Here is an 18841-nt window from a genome sequence, read left to right as displayed (position 1 = left end):
ATGACCGACATCGACGAGCGGGTGCCGACCGTCGTCGTGGACGACGTCCACATCACGTACAAGGTGAACGGCGCCCGTACCGGAAAGGGCAGCGCCACCTCGGCGCTCAGCCGGATCGTCTCGCGCCGGCAGGCCCCCGGGGTGCGCGAGGTGCACGCCGTGAAGGGGGTGAGCTTCGCCGCGTACAAGGGCGAGGCCATCGGCCTGATCGGCTCCAACGGCTCGGGGAAGTCGACCCTGCTCAAGGCCATCGCCGGTCTGCTGCCCGCGACGAAGGGCCGGGTGCACACCCAGGGCCAGCCTTCGCTGCTCGGGGTGAACGCCGCGCTGATGAGCGACCTGACCGGCGAGCGCAACGTGGTGCTCGGCGGCCTCGCGATGGGCATGACGCGTGCCCAGATCCGCGAGCGCTACCAGGGGATCGTCGACTTCTCCGGGATCAACGAGAAGGGCGACTTCATCACCCTGCCGATGCGTACGTACTCCTCCGGCATGGGCGCCCGGCTGCGCTTCTCCATCGCCGCCGCCAAGAGCCACGACGTCCTCCTGATCGACGAGGCGCTGTCCACCGGCGACGCCAGGTTCCAGCGGCGCAGCAAGGAACGGATCATCGAGCTCCGCAAGGAGGCCGGCACGGTCTTCCTGGTCAGCCACAGCAACAAGTCGATCACCGAGACCTGCGACCGGGCGATCTGGCTGGAGGCGGGGACGCTGCGGATGGACGGTCCGGCGGACGAGGTCGTGGCGGCGTACGAGAAGTTCACGTCCGGCAAGAAGTGAAGTCCAGCTCCGGCAGGAAGCAGGGCGTCGCGGCGGGGGCGATAAACTCCCCTGCCGCACAACGGGGTTGCGTCGCAGGGGTTGCGTCGTGGGGGTCGCGCCCCCGGATCCGCTCAGGGGGACACATGCAGGACGGCGTGCCGGGACCACTGCGGGCGGACGATCCGCGCGAGATCTCCGGCTATGTGCTGCGGGCCCGGGTGGGCGCGGGCGGGATGGGCACCGTCTACCTCTCGCACACCCGGGGCGGCCAGCCCGTCGCCCTGAAGGTGATCCGCCGGGAGTACGCGCAGAGCGCGGAGTTCCGGGTGCGGTTCGCCCGTGAGGTGGCCGCCGCCCGCCGGGTCTCGGGGTACCACCTGGTGGCCGTCGTCGACCACGACACCGAGGGGCCGCGGCCCTGGCTCGCCACCCACTACGTCCCCGGCCTGCCACTGGACGCCGTCATCGGCGGGCACGGTCCGCTGCCCGCGGACGCGGTGCTCCGGCTGACCGGCTGCCTGGCCGGTGCGCTGGACGCGGTCCACGGCGCCGGGGTCATCCACCGGGACATCAAGCCCGGCAACATGCTGCTCGCCGCGAGCGGCCCCTGGCTGCTCGACTTCGGGATCGCGCGGGCGGCCGACACCCGGACCCTCACCACGGCGGGGCGGCTGATCGGCAGCCCGAAGTACATGTCGCCGGAGCACGCGCTGGGCAGGCCGCTGACGCCCGCGTCCGACGTGTTCGCGCTCGGGCTGCTGGCCGCCGAGGCCGCCGCCGGGGAGCACCCGTACGGCCGGGGCCACGGCCTCGCGGTGGCCGCCCGCATCGCGGGCACCGACCGCGAACCCCCGCGGCTGGACCACCACCCGGAGCCGCTGCGCGGGCTGCTCGAACGCTGTCTCGCGGCCCGGCCCGAGGAGCGCCCCGCCGCCCGCGAGGTCGCGGAAATGTGCCGGCGGGCGCTCGGCGCGGACGACGACCGGGGTCTGCGGGTCTTCACCGGCTGGCTGCCGGACCCGGTGGCCGCGGCCGTGGCCCGGATCGAGGCGGCGACCCGGCCCCGCCCGTCCGCGTACACCCCCACCTATGTGCCGACCGTGCGCGATCCGATGGCCGCCGAATGGAATCGCCGGGTCCGTCGAACTCCGTTGCAGGATCGTTGATTGACGGCCCAAAACTTGTCGTAGTCTCGTCCGGCACACTTGCAGTGATGAGCGGGGGAGGCTCCCATCAGTACCGGCACCGGCGACGTGCTCACACCTCTCGGCCCCCAGGATCCGCGCGAGATCGCCGGGTACCGGCTGATCGCCCGGATCGGCGAGGGCGGGATGGGCACGGTCTATCTCTCGCACACCAGGGGCGGCCAGGCCGTCGCGCTGAAGCTGATCCGCCGCGAGTTCGGCGACGATCCGGAATTCCGTCGCCGGTTCGACCAGGAGGTGCAGGCCGCCCGGCGCGTGCAGGGCTACCACCTGGTGCCGGTCGTCGACCACGACACCTCCGGTCCGCTCCCCTGGCTGGCCTCGGCGTTCGTGCCCGGCCTTGCACTCCAGGCGGCCATCGAATCCTGCGGCCCGCTGCCGCTGCCCACGGTCTTCCAGCTCGTCGGCAGCACCGCACAGGCGCTGACCGCCATCCACGCGGCCGGAGTCGTCCACCGCGATCTGAAGCCCGGCAACATCCTGCTCGGCGCGACGGGCCCGTACGTCATCGACTTCGGGATCGCACGCGCCGCCGACGCGACGCAGCTCACCGGCAGCGGAGTGATCGGCACACCGCAGTTCATGTCACCGGAGCACGCGCTCGGCGAACAGGTCGGGCCTGCCACGGACGTCTTCTCGCTGGGGCTGATCGCGGCCGTCGCGGCGACCGGACGGCACCCCTACGGCGCGGGCGGGGCGCTCACCGTCGCCACCCAGATCGCCAACACCGCCAGCCGTCCGCCCCGGCTGGACGGCTACCCGGCCGAACTGCGCGCGCTGCTCGAACGCTGCCTGATCGCCGACCCGGCCGCCCGCATCACCCCCGCCGAGCTGGTGTCCCTGTGCGAGCGGGCCGCGGGCGGGCCGCCGCAGGAGTCCGGCAGCTGGCTCCCCGAACCGGTCGCCGCGGAGATCGCCCGCCGCGAACAGGCCGCGCAACCGCCCCCGCAGCCGGCCGACCCGGCGGCGCAGCCCACGTACCCGCCGGGCCCGCCGCCGTCCGGACCGTACGCCACCGGCACCGTGCCGCCCGCCGATCCCGTACCGCCGCACGGGCCGTACGACACCAACACGGTGCCGCCCGTCCACGCCACGGGCGCGAGCACCGGACCGCTCACGGCGCACCAGCCGCCCCCGCAGGCCCCGGCGACCGGCACCGCCAAGCCCCGCGGCAGGCGGCCGGCCCTGCTGATCGCCGCCGTGGCGGTCGCGTTCGCAGCAGGCATCGGCGGCACCCTCTGGGCGGTCGGCGACAAATCGGACGACGCGAACAACGGGAACGAGCAGAGCACCGACAGCAAGGGACCGGACCCGCAGCAGTCCCGGCAGGCCGGCACCGGCGGTGGGTCCGCCCCGCCGGATCCCGCCGGTTCGCCGTCCGGCACCAAGCCGAAGAGCCCCCCGGCCCCCTCGTACACCCTGGTCTTCCAGGACAAGCCGCTGACCCTGCGCACCCCGTCCGGCCTGGACTGGACGTACGTGGACCTGGACGCCCCGAAGGTGGACCCCACCGCGGAGATCGACTCGGAGGATCTCGAATTCAGCGCGGGGTACGACACCCTGCGGCTCGACCGAGCCCTGGGCAAGGCGAGCGGTGCCTCGCCCGAGGAATGCCGGACCGCGGCCGAGCAGAACCCGCTGCCCAGCTCGGTCCCCAGCGAGACGCTGGTCAAGGACAAGACCATCGCGGCGGGCGACCTGATGTGCAGCGTGACGTCCGAAGGCAATCTCGCCCAGTGGAAGATCGCCGAAGTCGTGGTCAACGACAACAAGGAGACCCCGACCTACGAGGGCTCGCTGACCCTCTGGAAGATCAACGGATAGCCGCTCGCCCCCACAGCCGCAGCAGCACCCGCTCCTCCGGCTCCCCGCCCGCCGGCAGCGCCGCCGCCCGTGCCCGGGTGGCGGCGGGCAGCCCGTGGGCGGTGATCAGCCGGTGGAGCACGGGCGAGGGGCCCGGCAGCACTCGGGGTCCGTGTACAGCTCCGCCACGGGGGTCGCGGTGCCGACGGGCGGTTCGGCGAGGGCCAGCGGTACGAGCCGTACGGTGAGCGCGGCCGGGTCGACCACCGTCACCGGCCGCCAGCCACTGAACCCGTCCGCGGCCGCGCACCACCGCCACCCGGCAGCCCGAGCCGAGCACGGCCTCCGCCCCGTCGACCTGCGCCCACAGGGTCTCCCTCGCGGTCAGCAGCGAGACGGCGACCTCCGGGGAGGGGCCGGAACGCCGCCCGTCCGCGTCCCTGCCGGAACTCCGCGACCGCCGAGGGCGTCAATACAGTTGCACCACAACGGTATTAACATGCCGTCAGCTTCCGATCAGGGACTTCAGAAGTACTTCGAGAAACACTTCTGGAGTACTTCAACGGGACTTCCGGGAAGGCGATCTCGATGGAGGACCACCTCACCACCGACTTCAGCGCGGCCTGCTTCCTGGTGGATCTGTCCAACGTCGTGCGCAACCGCACGCTGGGCGAACCCGGTGCGCGCTCGCTGCGCCGGCTGCGGCTCCTCGTGGACGCCGCGAAGAGGCTCGCCCGGGATCCGGACGTCAAGCTGTATCTGGTCGCCGACGCCGGCCTGCGGCTCGGCGCACGCCGGGAGTTCACCGATCCCACCGACATCCGGCTGCTCGGCCGCTGGGTGGACCGCGGCCTGGTCGAGGAACTGCCGGACGCCGACGACCGCCTGCTCGAACTGTGCGCGTACACCGGCATCCCCGTCATCACCGGCGACCGTTTCCGCGGCCACCGCGAGTCGCACCCCTGGATCCAGGGCAATACGGACGACTTCCTGGAGCCGGTCCCGGCCGGTGGCGGCAAGGTCGGGCTCGTCCCCGTCGACATGGGGGTGGCCAGCGCGCTGGACATCTCCAGGAAGATGGAGGAGGACGTGCTGAAGAAGATGGGGCTGCTGGGCCCGCACCGCACCCCCCGCTTCGACGTGATCAGCCGCAACTGGCGTTGCACGGACCGCCGTTGCACCCTCTACGACACCCACAAGGGCAGCGCCGCCCTGTTGCCGCGTGTACTCAGGGGCGTACCCCGCTGCCAGAGCCACGGCACCCCGCTGGTCGACGACGGCCCGCGCACGGCGACCGTCCAGCTGAAGCTCCTGGTGGAGGGCGACGTGAAGGCCCGGTTCACGCTGGAGGACGGCACGACGGTGAAGGTCGGCCGGGCCCCCGGCGAGGGCGGCATCTCCCTGCACGGCCTGGTCCCCGAGCACCGCACCGCCGGCCTCAGCCGCGCCCACGTCGAGCTGCGGGTGACCGGTGGCATCGTCCACGTACGGGACCACAGCACCTACGGCACCCGATGGCGTTCGACGGCCGGCAGATCGGGTCCGGGCCCGTGGAAGAAGCTCGGCACGACCGAGCGGCAGTACCACGGCGGGGACGAACTCCGGCTGGTCGAGGGCGTGATCCTGGCCCGCAGCGGCCGCCGCTTCCCGACCGAACTGGCCCAGGAATGGCAACGCCGCCGGCCACCCCCGCCGGACGCGGCAGCCGAAACCCGCATGTACTGACGCCCCGCGCCTCGACAACAGAAGGGAGGCGGCCACCGGACCCCCGGCGACCGCCTCCCCTCAACTACCAGCCCTCAACCGGCTACCCGTGCGTACGGAGCAGGGTGCGCATCGTCCGCATCGCCACCGACAGGTTCGCCAGGTCGAACGCGTCCGACCCCTGGATCTCCTCAAGGGTGGAGCGGGACCGCGTCAGGATCGCCGCGTTCTTCTCCTCCCACGCCTTGAACCGCTCCTCCGGCGTCGAGGTCCCGTTGCCGACCGCCAGCACGTCCGCGGTGAGCGCGGCGTGCGCGGCGTACAGGTCCTCGCGGATGGAGGCGCGGGCCATGGACTGCCAGCGGTCGGCCCGCGGCAGCTCGATGATCCGGTCCATCAGCTGGGTGATGCCGAGCCGGTCCGCGAGGTCGTAGTACACCTCGGCGACGGAGAGCGGGTCCTTGCCGGTGCGCTCCGCGATCGCCACGATGTCCAGCACCGGGAAGGCGGAGGAGAATCCGGCGACCCGCTGGGCCAGCTCGCCCGGGACGCCCGCCTCGGTGAGCTCGTCCAGGATCGACTGGTACCACTCCAGGTCGGTACCCATCAGCATCTTGGGCAGCTCTGCCCAGACCTTGTCGACGCCCTCCTTGAAGAAGTCGATCGTCGCGGCGATCTCCAGCGGCTGCGGCCGGTTGCCGAGCAGCCAGCGCGAACCGCGCTCGACGAGCCGGCGCGAGTGCAGCCGGATCCGGGTCTGCACATCGGCGGCGACCTCGTTGTCGAGCGCCTCGACGGCGTCCCACACCTGGCCGAGGCCGAAGATCTCACGGGCCGCGAACTGGGCCCGCACGATCTCCTCGATCGAGGCACCGGTCTCTTCCCGCAGCCGGTGCAGGAAGGTCGAACCACCGCTGTTCACGGTGTCGTTGACCAGGACCGTGGTGATGATCTCGCGCCGCAGCGCGTGCCCGTCGACCGCCTCGGGGAACTGCTTGCGCAGCTGCTCCGGGAAGTAGGCGTGCAGCAGCTTCTGCAGGTGCGGGTCGTCCGGCAGGCTGGTCCGGATCAGCTCCCGGGCCGCCGTGATCTTGGTGTACGCGAGCAGCACGGCCAGCTCGGGCTGGCTGAGCCCCTTGGAGGTGTTGAGCAGCTCACGGATCTGGCGGTCGGCGGGCAGGAACTCGAGACCGCGGTCGAGGTCGCCGTCGCGGCCGAGCCGGCGCATGAAGCGCTGGTGGGCGTGGAGCAGCGAGGGCGACTGGGCGGTGGCGTTGGCGAGCGCCACGTTCTGCGCGTAGTTGTTGCGCAGCACCAGACGGCCGATCTCGTCGGTCATCTCGGCGAGCAGCTTGTTGCGCTGCTTGACGGTCATGTCGCCGTCCCGGACCAGGCCGTTGAGCAGGATCTTGATGTTCACCTCGTGGTCGGAGGTGTCCACGCCGGCGCTGTTGTCGATCGCGTCGGTGTTGATCCGGCCGCCGCCGCGGGCGAACTCGATCCGGCCGAGCTGGGTGGCGCCGAGGTTGCCGCCCTCGCCGACGACCTTGGCCCGCAGGTCCTCGCCGTTGACGCGGATCGCGTCGTTGGCCTTGTCGCCGACGTCCGCGTTCGACTCGGCGGAGGACTTGATGTACGTACCGATGCCGCCGTTCCACACCAGGTCCACGGGGGCCTTGAGGATGGTCTGCATCAGCTCGGCGGGCGTCATCTTGGTGACGCCCGGCTCGATGCCGAGCGCCTCGCGGATGTGCGCGTTGACCGGGATGGACTTGGCGCTGCGCGGGTGGATGCCACCGCCCGCGGAGAGCAGGCCCTTGTTGTAGTCGGCCCAGGAGCTGCGCGGCAGCTCGAACAGCCGGCGGCGCTCGGCGTACGAGGTGGCGGCGTCCGGGGTCGGGTCGATGAAGATGTGCCGGTGGTCGAAGGCGGCGACGAGCCGGATGTGCTCGGAGAGCAGCATGCCGTTGCCGAAGACGTCACCGGACATGTCGCCGACGCCGACGACGGTGAAGTCCTCGGTCTGGGTGTCGTGGCCCAGCTCGCGGAAGTGCCGCTTGACGGACTCCCAGGCGCCGCGGGCGGTGATGCCCATGCCCTTGTGGTCGTAGCCGGCGGAGCCGCCGGAGGCGAAGGCGTCGCCGAGCCAGAAGCCGTACCCGACGGCGACCTCGTTGGCGATGTCGGAGAAGCTCGCGGTGCCCTTGTCGGCGGCGACGACCAGGTAGGTGTCGTCCTCGTCGTGCCGGACGACGTCGACGGGCGGCACGACCTCGCCGGCCACCATGTTGTCGGTGATGTCGAGCAGCGCCGAGATGAAGGTGCGGTACGAGGCGATGCCCTCGGCCATCCAGGCGTCACGGTCGACGGCCGGGTCCGGGAGCTGCTTGGCGACGAATCCGCCCTTGGCGCCGACCGGCACGATGACGGTGTTCTTCACCATCTGTGCCTTGACCAGGCCGAGGATCTCCGTACGGAAGTCCTCCCGCCGGTCCGACCAGCGCAGACCGCCTCGGGCGACCTTGCCGAAGCGCAGGTGCACACCTTCGACGCGCGGCGAGTAGACCCAGATCTCGAAGGCCGGCCGGGGGGCCGGCAGGTCCGGGATGGACTGCGGGTCGAACTTCATCGAGACGTAGCCGTGCGGCTTGCCGCTGTCGTCGCGCTGGAAGAAGTTGGTGCGCAGGGTGGCCTTGATGACGGTGAGGAAGGACCGCAGGATGCGGTCCTCGTCGAGCGAGGCGACCTGGTCCAGGGCCCCGTCGAGCTCTTCGAGGAGGCCGTCGATCAGCTCGGTGCCCGCGTGCTGCCGCTCCGGGGACATCCGGGCCTCGAAGAGCGAGACCAGCAGCCGGGTGGTGTGGACGTTGTTACGGAGAGTGCTCTCCATGTAGTCCTGGCTGAACGTCGACCCGGCCTGGCGCAGGTACTTCGCGTAGGCGCGCAGCACCATCGCCTGACGCCAGTTCAGACCGGCGCCCAGCACCAGTGAGTTGAAGCCGTCGTTCTCGGCCTCACCGGTCCACACGGCGGCGAAGGCGTCCTGGAAGCGGTCCCGGGCGTCGTCGGCGAGGTAGTTGCCGTTGCCACCCACCTGCGGCATCCGGAGCCCGAAGTCGTAGATCCAGGCGTGCGTACGGTCTGCGCAGCGCAGCTCGTACGGGCGCTCGTCGACGACCTCGACACCGAGCTGCTGAAGGGCCGGGAGCACGGCGGACAGGGAGACCTGCTCACCGGTCCGGTAGATCTTGAAGCGGCGTTCGCCGGGGGCGGCGCCGACCGGCTCGTACAGGCTGAGGGCGAAGTCCTTCTCGTCCTGCTTGAGCGCTTCGAGGTGGACCAGGTCGGCCACGGCGGAGCGCGGCGTGTGGTCGGCCTTGTAGCCCTCGGGGAAGGAGTGGCCGTACTGGCGCAGCAGCTCGGCGGCGCGTTCCTCGCCGCATTCGGCGCCCAGCGCCTCCTGGAAGCCGTCGGCCCAGGAGCGGGCGGCCTCGACGAGCCGGGCCTCGATGCGGTCGGCCTCGGCGTCGGTGAGGTCGGGCAGCTCGGTGCCGGGCGCGACGCGGACGACGAAGTGCAGCCGGGAGAGGATCGACTCGGTGTTCCAGGCGGTGAAGTCGACGCTGGTGCCGCCCAGTTCCTCCTTGAGGATGTCGATCAGGCGCAGCCGGACACCGGTGGTGTAGCGGTCGCGCGGCAGGTAGACGATCGCGGAGTAGTAGCGCCCGTACTCGTCCTGGCGCAGGTAGAGCCGCAGCCGGCGGCGCTCCTGGAGGTACAGCACGGAGGTGACGACGGAGCGCAGCTGGTCGACGGGCGTCTGGAAGAGCTCGTCGCGCGGGTACGTCTCCAGGATCTGGAGCAGGTCGCGGCCGTCGTGGCTGTTGGGCGAGAAGCCCGCGCCCTCCAGCACCTCGGCGACCTTGCGGCGGATGACGGGCACCCGGCGCACGGACTCGGTGTAGGCGGCGGAGGAGAAGAGTCCGAGGAAGCGGCGCTCACCGATGACGTTGCCGTCCGCGTCGAACTTCTTCACGCCGACGTAGTCGAGGTAGCTGGGGCGGTGGACGGTCGAGCGGCTGTTGGCCTTGGTGAGGACGAGGAGCTTGCGCTCGCGGGCCTTGGCCCGGGCGTCGGCGGGCAGCCGGTCGAAGGACGGGCTGACGGGGTGCGCCTCGTCGACGCTGTGGTGCGGGTCGGAGCGCAGGATGCCGAGCCCGGTGCCGGGGACGGCGGCCAGCGAGTCGGTGTCCTTCAGCTCGTACTCGCGGTAGCCGAGGAAGGTGAAGTGGTCGGCGGCGAGCCAGCGCAGCAGCTCCCTGGCCTCGTTGACCTCTTCGTCGCCGAGGTCGTCGAGCGGCTCGCCGGGCAGGTCGTCGGCGATGCGCAGCGCGGCGTCGCGCATCTTGTCCCAGTCCTCGACGGTCTCCCGTACGTCGGACAGCACGCGCAGCAGGTCGGCGGAGATCTGCTGGAGGTCGGCGCGGTCGGTCTCGCGGTCGATCTCGACGTGGATCCAGGACTCGACGAGCGCGTCGTGCGGCAGCTCGCTCTTCTTGTCGTCGGCGCCCTTGCGGCCCGCGGTGAGGCCGTTGCCCTCGGCGAGGACCTCGATGAGCTTGCCGGTGACGTCACGGCGTACGACGACCTGCGGGTGGATCACGACATGGATGCCGCGTCCCTGCCGGGACAGCTCATTGGTGACGGAGTCGACCAGGAACGGCATGTCGTCGGTGACGACCTCGACCACCGTGTGGCTGCACGTCCAGCCGTTCTCCTCGACGGTCGGGGTGTGCACCCGGACGTTCGCCGTGCCCTGCGGACGCGTCTCGGCCAGCCGGTAGTGGGAGGAGGCCGCACCGAAGACGTCCACGGGGTCGCGGCCCGCGATGTCCTCCGGGGCGGTGTGCAGGTAGTAGCGCTGGAGGTAGGAGAGGAGCACGTCCTGTCCGGGGCGCTCCTGCTCGGCCCCGGTGGCCGCAACACGCACCCGGGAGGTACCGCCCGGGCCACCGACACCACCGCCCGGGCTGCTGTCAGCTACCTGCGCCGCCCGTGCGAGCAGCTCGGCCTTGGCTTCGTCCAGCTTGGTCTGCATGTCCTCTGGCTCCTGTCGCGCGCCGTTGCGTGACGTAGGTGGAAAAGACGACGTACCGCCACGACACGGGGTTTCCGGTCTGAGTCGACGCTATGCCGCTATGAGAGATGCCCGGGGCCGAATCGTCCATTTTTGACGTTCGACCGGGGCTGGGGGAATCAGCGACGGCCCGGGTGCTGTGGCACTCCGGGCGCAGGCCGGGGGCTTCGCTGCCCCCGAGGCGTATCGCGCTGATCACGGGGTCCAGGCTATATCGGCTGCCCCCGTGACCGTCACGAGCCGTTTGTGTAAAAAGATGGCCCCGAACTTTGACACTCTGGACAGCGCGCGCGTCCGTATTGCCGCACTCTGGTAGGCGGAACAGGCCGACGAACCGTGGGAGTCCCGCCATGGCACCGAAGATCCTGATCGTCACCGGCGACGCCGCCGAGTCCCTGGAAGTCCTCTACCCCTACCAGCGGCTGCGCGAGGAGGGGTACGACGTCCACATCGCGGCCCCCACCCGCAAGACGCTCCGCTTCGTGGTCCACGACTTCGAGCCCGGCTTCGACACGTACACCGAGAAGCCCGGCTACACCTGGCCCGCCGACCTGGCGTTCTCCGAGGTCGACCCCGGGGACTACGTGGCGGTGGTCGTCCCGGGCGGCCGGGCGCCCGAGTATCTGCGCAACGACGCCGAGCTGCGCAAGATCCTCAAGGCGTTCTTCGACTCCGACCGGCCGGTGGCCCAGATCTGCCACGGCCCGCTGATGACCGCGGCGGTCGGTGCGCTGACCGGCCGGCACGTCACCGCGTATCCCGCGCTGGAGCTCGACATGCAGACGGCGGGCGCCACCTTCGAGGACCACGAGGTGGTGGTGGACGGCGTACTGGTCTCCTCCCGCGCCTGGCCGGACCATTCGGCGTGGATGCGCGAGTTCCTGAAGGTCCTCCGCACAAAGGCCCCGGTGACGACCTGACGCTCCCCCGCCGGGTTCCTACCCGGCAAGTCGCTCGGCGAGCTGCGCGGCCTCGGCCAGACTGTCCACCACCGGCACCCCGGCCGCCTCCAGGCTGGCCCTGCTGTGCGACCCGCCGGTGTAGAGCACCGCCTTCGCCCCGACGTGGGCCGCGGCCACGGCGTCGTCCACCGCGTCGCCGATGACCACCGTGTACTCGGCGGATATCCCGTCCAGCGCGGCGATGTGCCGCTCCATGTGGCGGGCCTTGCTGCCGCCGGAGGGCCCGGTGCGCCCGTCGACCCGCAAGAAGTGCCGCTCGATGCCGTACCCCCGCACCACGGGGACCAGCTGCTCGTGGCCGTACATGCTCAGGAGCGACTGGCTGCCCCCGCCCAGCTGCCACTGGGTGAGAAGCTCCTCGGCCCCTTCGGTGAGCCCGCAGGCGGCCCGCCGCTCGGTGTAGTGCTGGTGGAAGATCCCGTCCATCCGCTCCCACTCGGCCTCCGTGGGCTGCCTGCCCATCAGCCGTTCGTAGAAGCGGGGTATCGGGATGCAGTACATCTCGCGGTACTGCTCAAGGGTGATCGGCGCCAGGCCGACCTCACCGAACGCGGCGTTGGTCGCGCCGATGACCGCGTCGTTGTCGTCGAGCAGTGTGCCGTTCCAGTCCCAGACCAGATGAGTGCGGTGCTTCCCTTGCTTCCCCATGCATAGAAAGTACCCGCCCCCTAGGACACCCGTTCGCCCTCTGCCCCCATCCTCTTCCCTCAGGCGATCGGCCCCTCAGGGAATCAGATTCGGAATCTCCTGGATGCCGAACCAGAGCAGCTCGTGGTCCTCGGCGCCGTCCACGGTGAACTGCGCGTCGTCGTCCCCGAGGTCCGCCGCCCCCAGCGCCGCGGCCGCCGCCGTGACGTCCTTCTCCGCGTCGTCGGCGTCTACATGCACCGCGGCGGCCCTGGCGAGCGCCACGGGGGACGCGATCCGCACCTCGCCGAGCGAGGACGGGTCGAGGCTGTGGTCCGGGTCGGCGACCGCCGCACCGTCCGGCACCTCGACGGCGATGACGACACGCCTGCGCGCCGCGCCGGGGTTCTGCGCGATCATGCGCAGCGAGGCGGAGGCGGCCCGGTTGAGCGCCGCGTACTCCAGTTCCTCGATGTCGTCCGAGACGTACCACTCGCGCAGTGCGGGGGTCACCGCGTACGCGGTGAGCGGACCGGGACCGATTTCGCCCGCCCGGTGCGCCGCTGCGAGACCGGACAGGGTCAGGGGGACGTACACGCGCATGGCCGGGCCGCTTTCGTAGTCGGAAACGCCCTCAGGATACGTGTGACGTCCCCCTTTGGGGTCACGTGCACCGATGCCGCCCCGTCCACCCGGCAACCGCCCCTCACCCTCCTCGCGCCCGCCTCACGCCCCGCCCGGCACCGGCCTCATCACCCGGATAGGTGATTCCTCCCGGTCGCTCCCTTCGCCCCAGTGCCGCTTGCGGCGTCCTCGGCCGTCGCCGTAGAAGGTCCACAGCAGAAGTTACCGCCCGGTATTTCACCGGGCCTCTGAAGCACGGGGGCGATGATCGATGAGCACGAACAGGACCCGGCCCGCCGGACGACGCGACCAGCGCAGGCCCGAAGCCGTACCACCCCAGCGCACCCGGACTCCCCGGCGCGTACGCCCGCACCACTGGTTCGCCGATCGCCTCCTTGCGGTCCTCAGCGGCCAGCGCCCGGTGCACTGGATGCTCGGCCACACCATCGGCGAGGCATACGACCAGCTGACCGAACTGGCCCCACGCACCCCCCTCAGGGCCCGCGGCGCCCGCCCCGTCATCCGCATGTGCCACGGCGCCCAGCCGGCCCCGGGCGTGGTGGAGGCCTTCGCGAGCATCGCGGCGGGCGAACAGGTACGCGCGATGGCCTTCCGCCTGGAACAGGGCACCGACCTCCGCTGGCGCTGCGCGGCGGTGGAACTCGGCGACGAACACCTGCGGACAGCCCAGCCCCGCTAGCCCGGCCGAGGCCGGCAGACGCAGGAACCCAAGAAAGGGAGCGCCGAACAAGACGGGGCACAGGACCGCCCCAGCACGAACCACCAAACCCACCCACCCCGTCCCGCCCTCCCCCAGCCCCCGCGGGCTTTGGGAGGGCGGGCGGCCGACAGAGAGAGCCCACAAATCCCTACCCCACCCGCTCCTGCCCCTGCCCCCACCAAGCCCTCCTCCGGCCCCACGTGGCCCCTCCAGCCCCACCAAGCCCTCTCCGGCCCCACGTGGCCCCTCCAGCCCCACCTGGCCCCCTCCCGGCCCCACACCCGGCCCCTCGGCCCACCTGGCTCTCCTCGGGCCCCCTCCACCCGTCCGGGTCCTACGTGGCCCCTCCATCCGCCCCGGTCCTGCGTGGCCCCTCGCTGGCCACACCTCGGCGCCTGGGCCCACTCGGGCCCTGCCCGACCTTCCTCAGCCCCACCTCGGGCCTGCCCGGCCCTCCTCGGCCCCGTCCCGGCCCTCTTCCGCCCCGCGCGGTCCAGCCTGGCCCCACTCAACCCATCTCGACGGCCTGGGCCGACTCGGGCCTGCCTGGCCCACCTCGGTCCCACCAGGCCCCTCCCAGCACCACCTCGGCCCGGCCCTGCCTGGCCCCACTCAGCGCCGCCCCGGGTTCAACCTGTCCCTCCTCGGCCTTGCCCGGCCCTGCCTGGCCCCACTCAGCACCACCCCAGCCCCGCCCGACCCTCCTCAGCCCGGCCCGGGGCTGCCAGGTCCCACTCAGCCCATCTCGACGCCTGGCGTCGCTCAGCCCCGCCTGGCCCTACCAGGCCCCTCCCAGCACCACCTCGGCCCTACCTGGCCCTACCTGGCCCTGCCCGGCCCTGCCCGGCCTCGCTCAGCCCCTCCCGGCGCTGCCAGGCCCCGCTCAAGCCCCTCCCGGCGCCTGGGGTCGCCCCGTCCCTGTCCCAGGCCCCTCGCAGCCCCGTCCCGGCCCTACCCGGCCCTCCTCAGCCCGGCCCGGCGCTGCCAGGTCCCACTCAGCCCATCTCGACGCCAGGCCCACTCGGGCCTGCCCGGCCCCTCACACCTCGGCTCCGCCCGCCCCCTGCCTGGCCCCCATCCAGCCCATCCTCGACGCCTGGGCCGCCCCAGCCCCGTCCCAGACTCCTCTCAGCACCACCTCAGCCCCACCCGCCCGCCCTCAACCCACCCTCGGCGCTACCCGGCCCCTCAGCTCTGCCCCAGCCCCGCCCAGCCCCTCCTCAGCCCTACGTCCCCCTCCTCCTCGGCCCTCTTCCCCCCGCCCAGAGGCTCCAGCCCCACATGGCCCCTCGCAGCCCCTCGCCCCTTCTTCAGCCCCTCCGGCGATTGAGGAGCGGGGTCCGGGGCAGAGCCCCGGTTTCGGGAAGGGGCGGGGAGGGGATAGGCCCCGCCCCTTCCCACCACCCCACCCCGCCGCACACGCCCACAACCCGACCCGACACAACCCGCCCCACACCGAACACACCCCCGCCCCCACCTCACCCCCCACTACCCGCAAACCAAAAAACCGGAGCCGGACGCCCGATCCACGCGCGCCCGACCCCGGCTACATCTCAACTACGACCCGACCACCGCAACGACGTCCAAAGACGTCACCGGCGCCTGCCGCTACCGCTACTTCTTACGGCGCCGCCCGCCCCCACCATTCTTCTGGGCCTTGCGCCGCTCCGCCCGGGTCAGCCCATCGGACTCGGCCCCGACCCCAGCCGTACCCTCACCGTTGGAGAAGTCGCCCTCGACGACCCCGCCCTCCCCATCCACCGTGGGAGCGGAGAAGTGCAGCCGGTCCGGACGCTGCGGAGCGTCGAGCCCCTTGGCCCGGATCTCCGGACGCGCCGCCGGCACGGCGTCCTCCTTGACGAGCGAGGTCCGCTCGGCCTCGTCCTGCACCGGCACCTCCTCGACCTGCTGCTCGACCTGGACCTCCAGGTTGAACAGGTAGCCGACGGACTCCTCCTTGATGCCCTCCATCATGGCGTTGAACATGTCGAAGCCCTCGCGCTGGTACTCGACCAGCGGGTCCTTCTGCGCCATGGCACGGAGGCCGATGCCCTCCTGGAGGTAGTCCATCTCGTAGAGGTGCTCACGCCACTTGCGGTCCAGGACGGACAGCACCACACGCCGCTCCAGCTCACGCATGATGTCCGAGCCGAGCTGCTTCTCACGCGCGTCGTACTGCTCGTGGATGTCGTCCTTGATGGACTCGCCGATGAACTCGGCCGTGATCCCGGCCCGGTCGCCGGCCGCGTCCTCCAGCTCGTCGACGGTGACCTTCACCGGGTAGAGCTGCTTGAACGCGCCCCACAGCCGGTCCAGGTCCCACTCCTCCGCGAAGCCCTCGGCGGTCTCCTGGCGGATGTAGTCGTCGATCGTGTCGTCCATGAAGTGGCGGATCTGGTCCTGCAGATCCTCGCCCTCCAGGACCCGGCGCCGCTCGCCGTAGATGACCTCACGCTGCCGGTTGAGCACCTCGTCGTACTTCAGGACGTTCTTACGCGTCTCGAAGTTCTGCTGCTCGACCTGCGACTGGGCCGACGCGATCGCCCGCGTCACCATCTTGTTCTCGATCGGCACGTCGTCCGGGACGTTGGCCATCGACATGACGCGCTCGACCATCTGGGCCTTGAACAGCCGCATCAGGTCGTCACCGAGCGACAGGTAGAAGCGGGACTCGCCCGGGTCGCCCTGACGGCCGGAACGACCGCGCAGCTGGTTGTCGATACGCCGCGACTCGTGCCGCTCGGTTCCCAGGACGTACAGCCCGCCGAGCTCCTTGACCTCTTCGAACTCCGCCCTGACCGACTGCTCGGCCTTCTCCAGCGCGGCAGGCAGCGCTGCCGCCCACTCCTCGACGTGCTCGACGGGGTCGAGGCCGCGCTGGCGCAGCTCCGCCTCGGCGAGGTCGTCGGGGTTGCCACCGAGCTTGATGTCGGTACCTCGTCCGGCCATGTTCGTCGCGACCGTGACCGCGCCCTTGCGGCCGGCCTGGGCGACGATCGTCGCCTCGCGGTCGTGCTGCTTGGCGTTGAGGACCTCGTGCTGGACGCCGCGCTTTGAGAGCTGCTGAGAGAGGTACTCGGACTTCTCGACCGAGGTGGTGCCCACCAGGATCGGCTGGCCCTTCTCGTGCTTCTCGGCGATGTCGTCGACGACCGCGGCGAACTTCGCGACCTCGGTGCGGTAGATCAGGTCCGACTGGTCGGCACGGACCATCGGCCGGTTGGTCGGGATCGGCACCACGCCGAGCTTGTAGATCTGGTGGAACTCGGCGGCCTCGGTCATCGCCGTACCGGTCATGCCGGAGAGCTTGCTGTAGAGGCGGAAGAAGTTCTGCAGGGTGATTGTGGCGAGGGTCTGGTTCTCGTCCTTGATGTCCACCCCTTCCTTCGCCTCGATCGCCTGGTGCATGCCCTCGTTGTAGCGGCGGCCGGCGAGGATACGGCCGGTGTGCTCGTCGACGATCATGACTTCGCCGTCGATGACGACGTAGTCCTTGTCCTTCTTGAAGAGTTCCTTCGCCTTGATGGCGTTGTTGAGGTACCCGACGAGCGGCGTGTTCACCGACTCGTAGAGGTTCTCGATGCCGAGCCAGTCCTCGACCTTCGACACACCGGGCTCGTGGATGGCCACGGTCCGCTTCTTCTCGTCGACCTCGTAGTCGCCGGTCTCCTCGATGCCCTTGAGCGGGTTGCCCGCCTCGCCCTTGGTCAGCCGCGTGACCAGCTTGGCGAAGTCGCCGTACCACTTGGTGGCCTGGTCGGCCGGGCCGGAGATGATCAGCGGCGTACGGGCCTCGTCGACGAGGATCGAGTCGACCTCGTCGACCACGGCGAAGTTGTGGCCACGCTGGACGAGCTCGTCGGCGGACCACGCCATGTTGTCGCGGAGGTAGTCGAAGCCGAACTCGTTGTTCGTGCCGTACGTGATGTCGCAGGCGTACTGCTCACGGCGCTGGGCCGGCGTCATGTTGGCGATGATGCAGCCGACGGTCAGACCGAGGAACTTGTGGACACGGCCCATCAGTTCGGAGTCGCGCTCGGCGAGATAGTCGTTGACCGTGATCAGGTGCACGCCCTTGCCGGAGAGCGCGTTGAGGTACGCCGGCAGGGTGCCGACCAGGGTCTTGCCCTCGCCGGTCTTCATCTCGGCCACATAGCCGAGGTGGAGGGCTGCGCCGCCCATCATCTGAACGTCGTAGTGGCGCTGTCCGAGGACCCGCTTGGCGGCCTCACGGACGGTCGCGAATGCCTCGGGGAGCAGGTCGTCCAGGCTCTCGCCGTCCGCGTACCGTTCCTTGTACTCGTCGGTGAGCGCCCGCAGCTCGGCGTCGGAGAGGTTGACGAAGTCCTCTTCGATGGAGCTGACCTGGTCCGCGATGCGGTGCAGTTTGCGCAGGATCTTGCCTTCGCCTGCACGCATGAGCTTGTTGAAGACGGACACTGAGGCTGGTCTCCTTGCCGGTCGGGCCTGGCACTGGGTCGTGTTATGGACTCTGGCGCGGGCACGGCAGGTGGGCCCCACCGCAACGGCCATCGTAAGCGAGGACCCCGCCGCCCCGGGAGGGCTGCCGCCGCGTTGCCCCCGCTGTCCCCATCCGATTCAACGGCCGGGGAGCGCCGAAGGTGCCGGGAAGTCCGAAAAGTGTTCGCTTCCCGAGCACTCCCTCCCCAGAATCCCTGCATGGAGCCGATCACCCTCACCAGCGACCGCCTGCTGCTGCGCCCCTTCGCCGACAGCGACGCGGAAACCGTCCACGCCGCCTGTCAGGACCCGGAAATCCAGCGGTGGACGGTCGTGCCCTCCCCGTACAGCCGCGCCGACGCGGAATTCTTCGCGGGAAAGCTGTCTCCCGGCGGCTGGCACGACGACTCCGTGTACAACTTCGCGGTGGTCCTGCGCGAGACCGGGGCCCTGACCGGCGCCCTCGGCATCAACCGCCGCAACCTGCCGGGCACGTACGAGGTGGGGTTCTGGACCGCCGGGGAGCACCGGGGCTGCGGCTACACGACGGAGGCGGTGCTGTGCGCCGCCCGCTGGACCTTCACCGCACTGGGCGGCGACCGGCTGGAGTGGCGCGCCGAGGTGGGCAACGCCCCCTCGCGCGCCGTGGCGCTGAAGGCCGGATTCCTGATGGAGGGCGTCCAGCGGTCGGGCCTGCTCAACAAGGGCGTACGGCGCGACTCCTGGATCGGTGCGCTGCTCCCGTCCGACCTCGGCCTGCCGAGCACCGACACCTATCTGCCCGCTCCCTGACCCTTCGGGCCCGGGTTCCACAGGCACCCCGGCCGGCTGTCAG

At 70.9% G+C, this 18841-nt stretch carries 13 protein-coding genes; 7 read left to right on the top strand and 6 right to left on the bottom strand.

All coding sequences use genetic code 11. From position 1 onward, the window contains the following. The 3 genes from OG842_RS24155 (at position 1) to OG842_RS24145 (ending at position 3791) form a co-directional block, all read left to right on the top strand. The gene (locus OG842_RS24155; RefSeq protein WP_266733791.1) at positions 1–780 is read left to right on the top strand and encodes an ABC transporter ATP-binding protein; all 780 of its coding nucleotides are present in this window, start codon (positions 1–3) and stop codon (positions 778–780) included. Positions 781–905: 125 nt separating this feature from the next. Beyond that, complete coding sequence (locus tag OG842_RS24150; protein ID WP_328512459.1) at positions 906–1928, top strand: serine/threonine-protein kinase; 1023 nt, start codon at positions 906–908, stop codon at positions 1926–1928. Between the two features lie 87 nt (positions 1929–2015). After that, positions 2016–3791, top strand: coding sequence for a serine/threonine-protein kinase (locus OG842_RS24145; RefSeq protein ID WP_266732510.1), 1776 nt, complete (start codon positions 2016–2018; stop codon positions 3789–3791). On the opposite strand, the gene OG842_RS24140 is transcribed toward OG842_RS24145, so the two are convergent. Both OG842_RS24140 and OG842_RS24135 read right to left on the bottom strand, forming a co-directional pair. After that, entirely contained in the window at positions 3781–3933 is a 153-nt protein-coding gene (locus OG842_RS24140; protein ID WP_266732508.1) for a hypothetical protein, read from the bottom strand. The genes OG842_RS24145 and OG842_RS24140 overlap by 11 nt on opposite strands. Beyond that, on the bottom strand, positions 3897–4043 hold the full coding sequence (locus tag OG842_RS24135; RefSeq protein ID WP_266732506.1) for a hypothetical protein: 147 nt from the start codon (positions 4041–4043) through the stop codon (positions 3897–3899). Before OG842_RS24135 ends, OG842_RS24140 begins: the two co-directional genes overlap by 37 nt. Positions 4044–4358: 315 nt before the next feature. Here OG842_RS24135 and OG842_RS24130 point away from each other — a divergent pair, with 315 nt between their 5' ends. Next, positions 4359–5495: an FHA domain-containing protein gene (locus OG842_RS24130; protein WP_266732504.1), complete on the top strand. Its 1137-nt coding sequence runs from the start codon at positions 4359–4361 to the stop codon at positions 5493–5495. An 82-nt stretch (positions 5496–5577) separates the two neighbouring features. On the opposite strand, the gene OG842_RS24125 is transcribed toward OG842_RS24130, so the two are convergent. After that, complete coding sequence (locus tag OG842_RS24125) at positions 5578–10572, bottom strand: NAD-glutamate dehydrogenase (RefSeq protein ID WP_266732503.1); 4995 nt, start codon at positions 10570–10572, stop codon at positions 5578–5580. Between the two features lie 389 nt (positions 10573–10961). Between OG842_RS24125 and OG842_RS24120 the strand changes: the two genes are divergently transcribed. Beyond that, positions 10962–11531, top strand: coding sequence for a DJ-1/PfpI family protein (locus OG842_RS24120; RefSeq protein WP_266732501.1), 570 nt, complete (start codon positions 10962–10964; stop codon positions 11529–11531). An 18-nt stretch (positions 11532–11549) separates the two neighbouring features. Here OG842_RS24120 and OG842_RS24115 read toward each other — a convergent pair whose 3' ends face one another. Together OG842_RS24115 and OG842_RS24110 are read right to left on the bottom strand one after the other, a co-directional pair. Further along, positions 11550–12221 (bottom strand): HAD family hydrolase, encoded by a 672-nt coding sequence (locus OG842_RS24115; RefSeq protein ID WP_266732500.1) that lies wholly within the window; start codon positions 12219–12221, stop codon positions 11550–11552. Between the two features lie 75 nt (positions 12222–12296). Beyond that, positions 12297–12803 carry a DUF6912 family protein gene (locus OG842_RS24110; protein WP_266732498.1) on the bottom strand — a complete coding sequence of 169 codons (507 nt, stop codon included), beginning with the start codon at positions 12801–12803 and terminating at the stop codon, positions 12297–12299. Positions 12804–13095: 292 nt separating this feature from the next. Between OG842_RS24110 and OG842_RS24105 the strand changes: the two genes are divergently transcribed. Next, positions 13096–13524 carry an Rv3235 family protein gene (locus OG842_RS24105; RefSeq protein WP_266732497.1) on the top strand — a complete coding sequence of 143 codons (429 nt, stop codon included), beginning with the start codon at positions 13096–13098 and terminating at the stop codon, positions 13522–13524. 1635 nt (positions 13525–15159) lie between these two features. Here OG842_RS24105 and secA read toward each other — a convergent pair. Then, positions 15160–17985 carry a preprotein translocase subunit SecA gene (gene secA / locus OG842_RS24100; protein ID WP_266732495.1) on the bottom strand — a complete coding sequence of 942 codons (2826 nt, stop codon included), beginning with the start codon at positions 17983–17985 and terminating at the stop codon, positions 15160–15162. A gap of 240 nt (positions 17986–18225) precedes the next feature. Here secA and OG842_RS24095 point away from each other — a divergent pair, with 240 nt between their 5' ends. Next, complete coding sequence (locus tag OG842_RS24095; protein ID WP_266732493.1) at positions 18226–18798, top strand: GNAT family N-acetyltransferase; 573 nt, start codon at positions 18226–18228, stop codon at positions 18796–18798. The last annotated feature ends 43 nt before the right edge of the window (positions 18799–18841 follow it).

This window comes from Streptomyces sp. NBC_00376 (assembly GCF_036077095.1).
Taxonomy (GTDB): Bacteria; Actinomycetota; Actinomycetes; order Streptomycetales; family Streptomycetaceae; genus Streptomyces.
The sequence above is the reverse complement of the archived record's forward strand: the minus strand, read 5'-3'. Positions and strand labels throughout refer to the sequence as shown.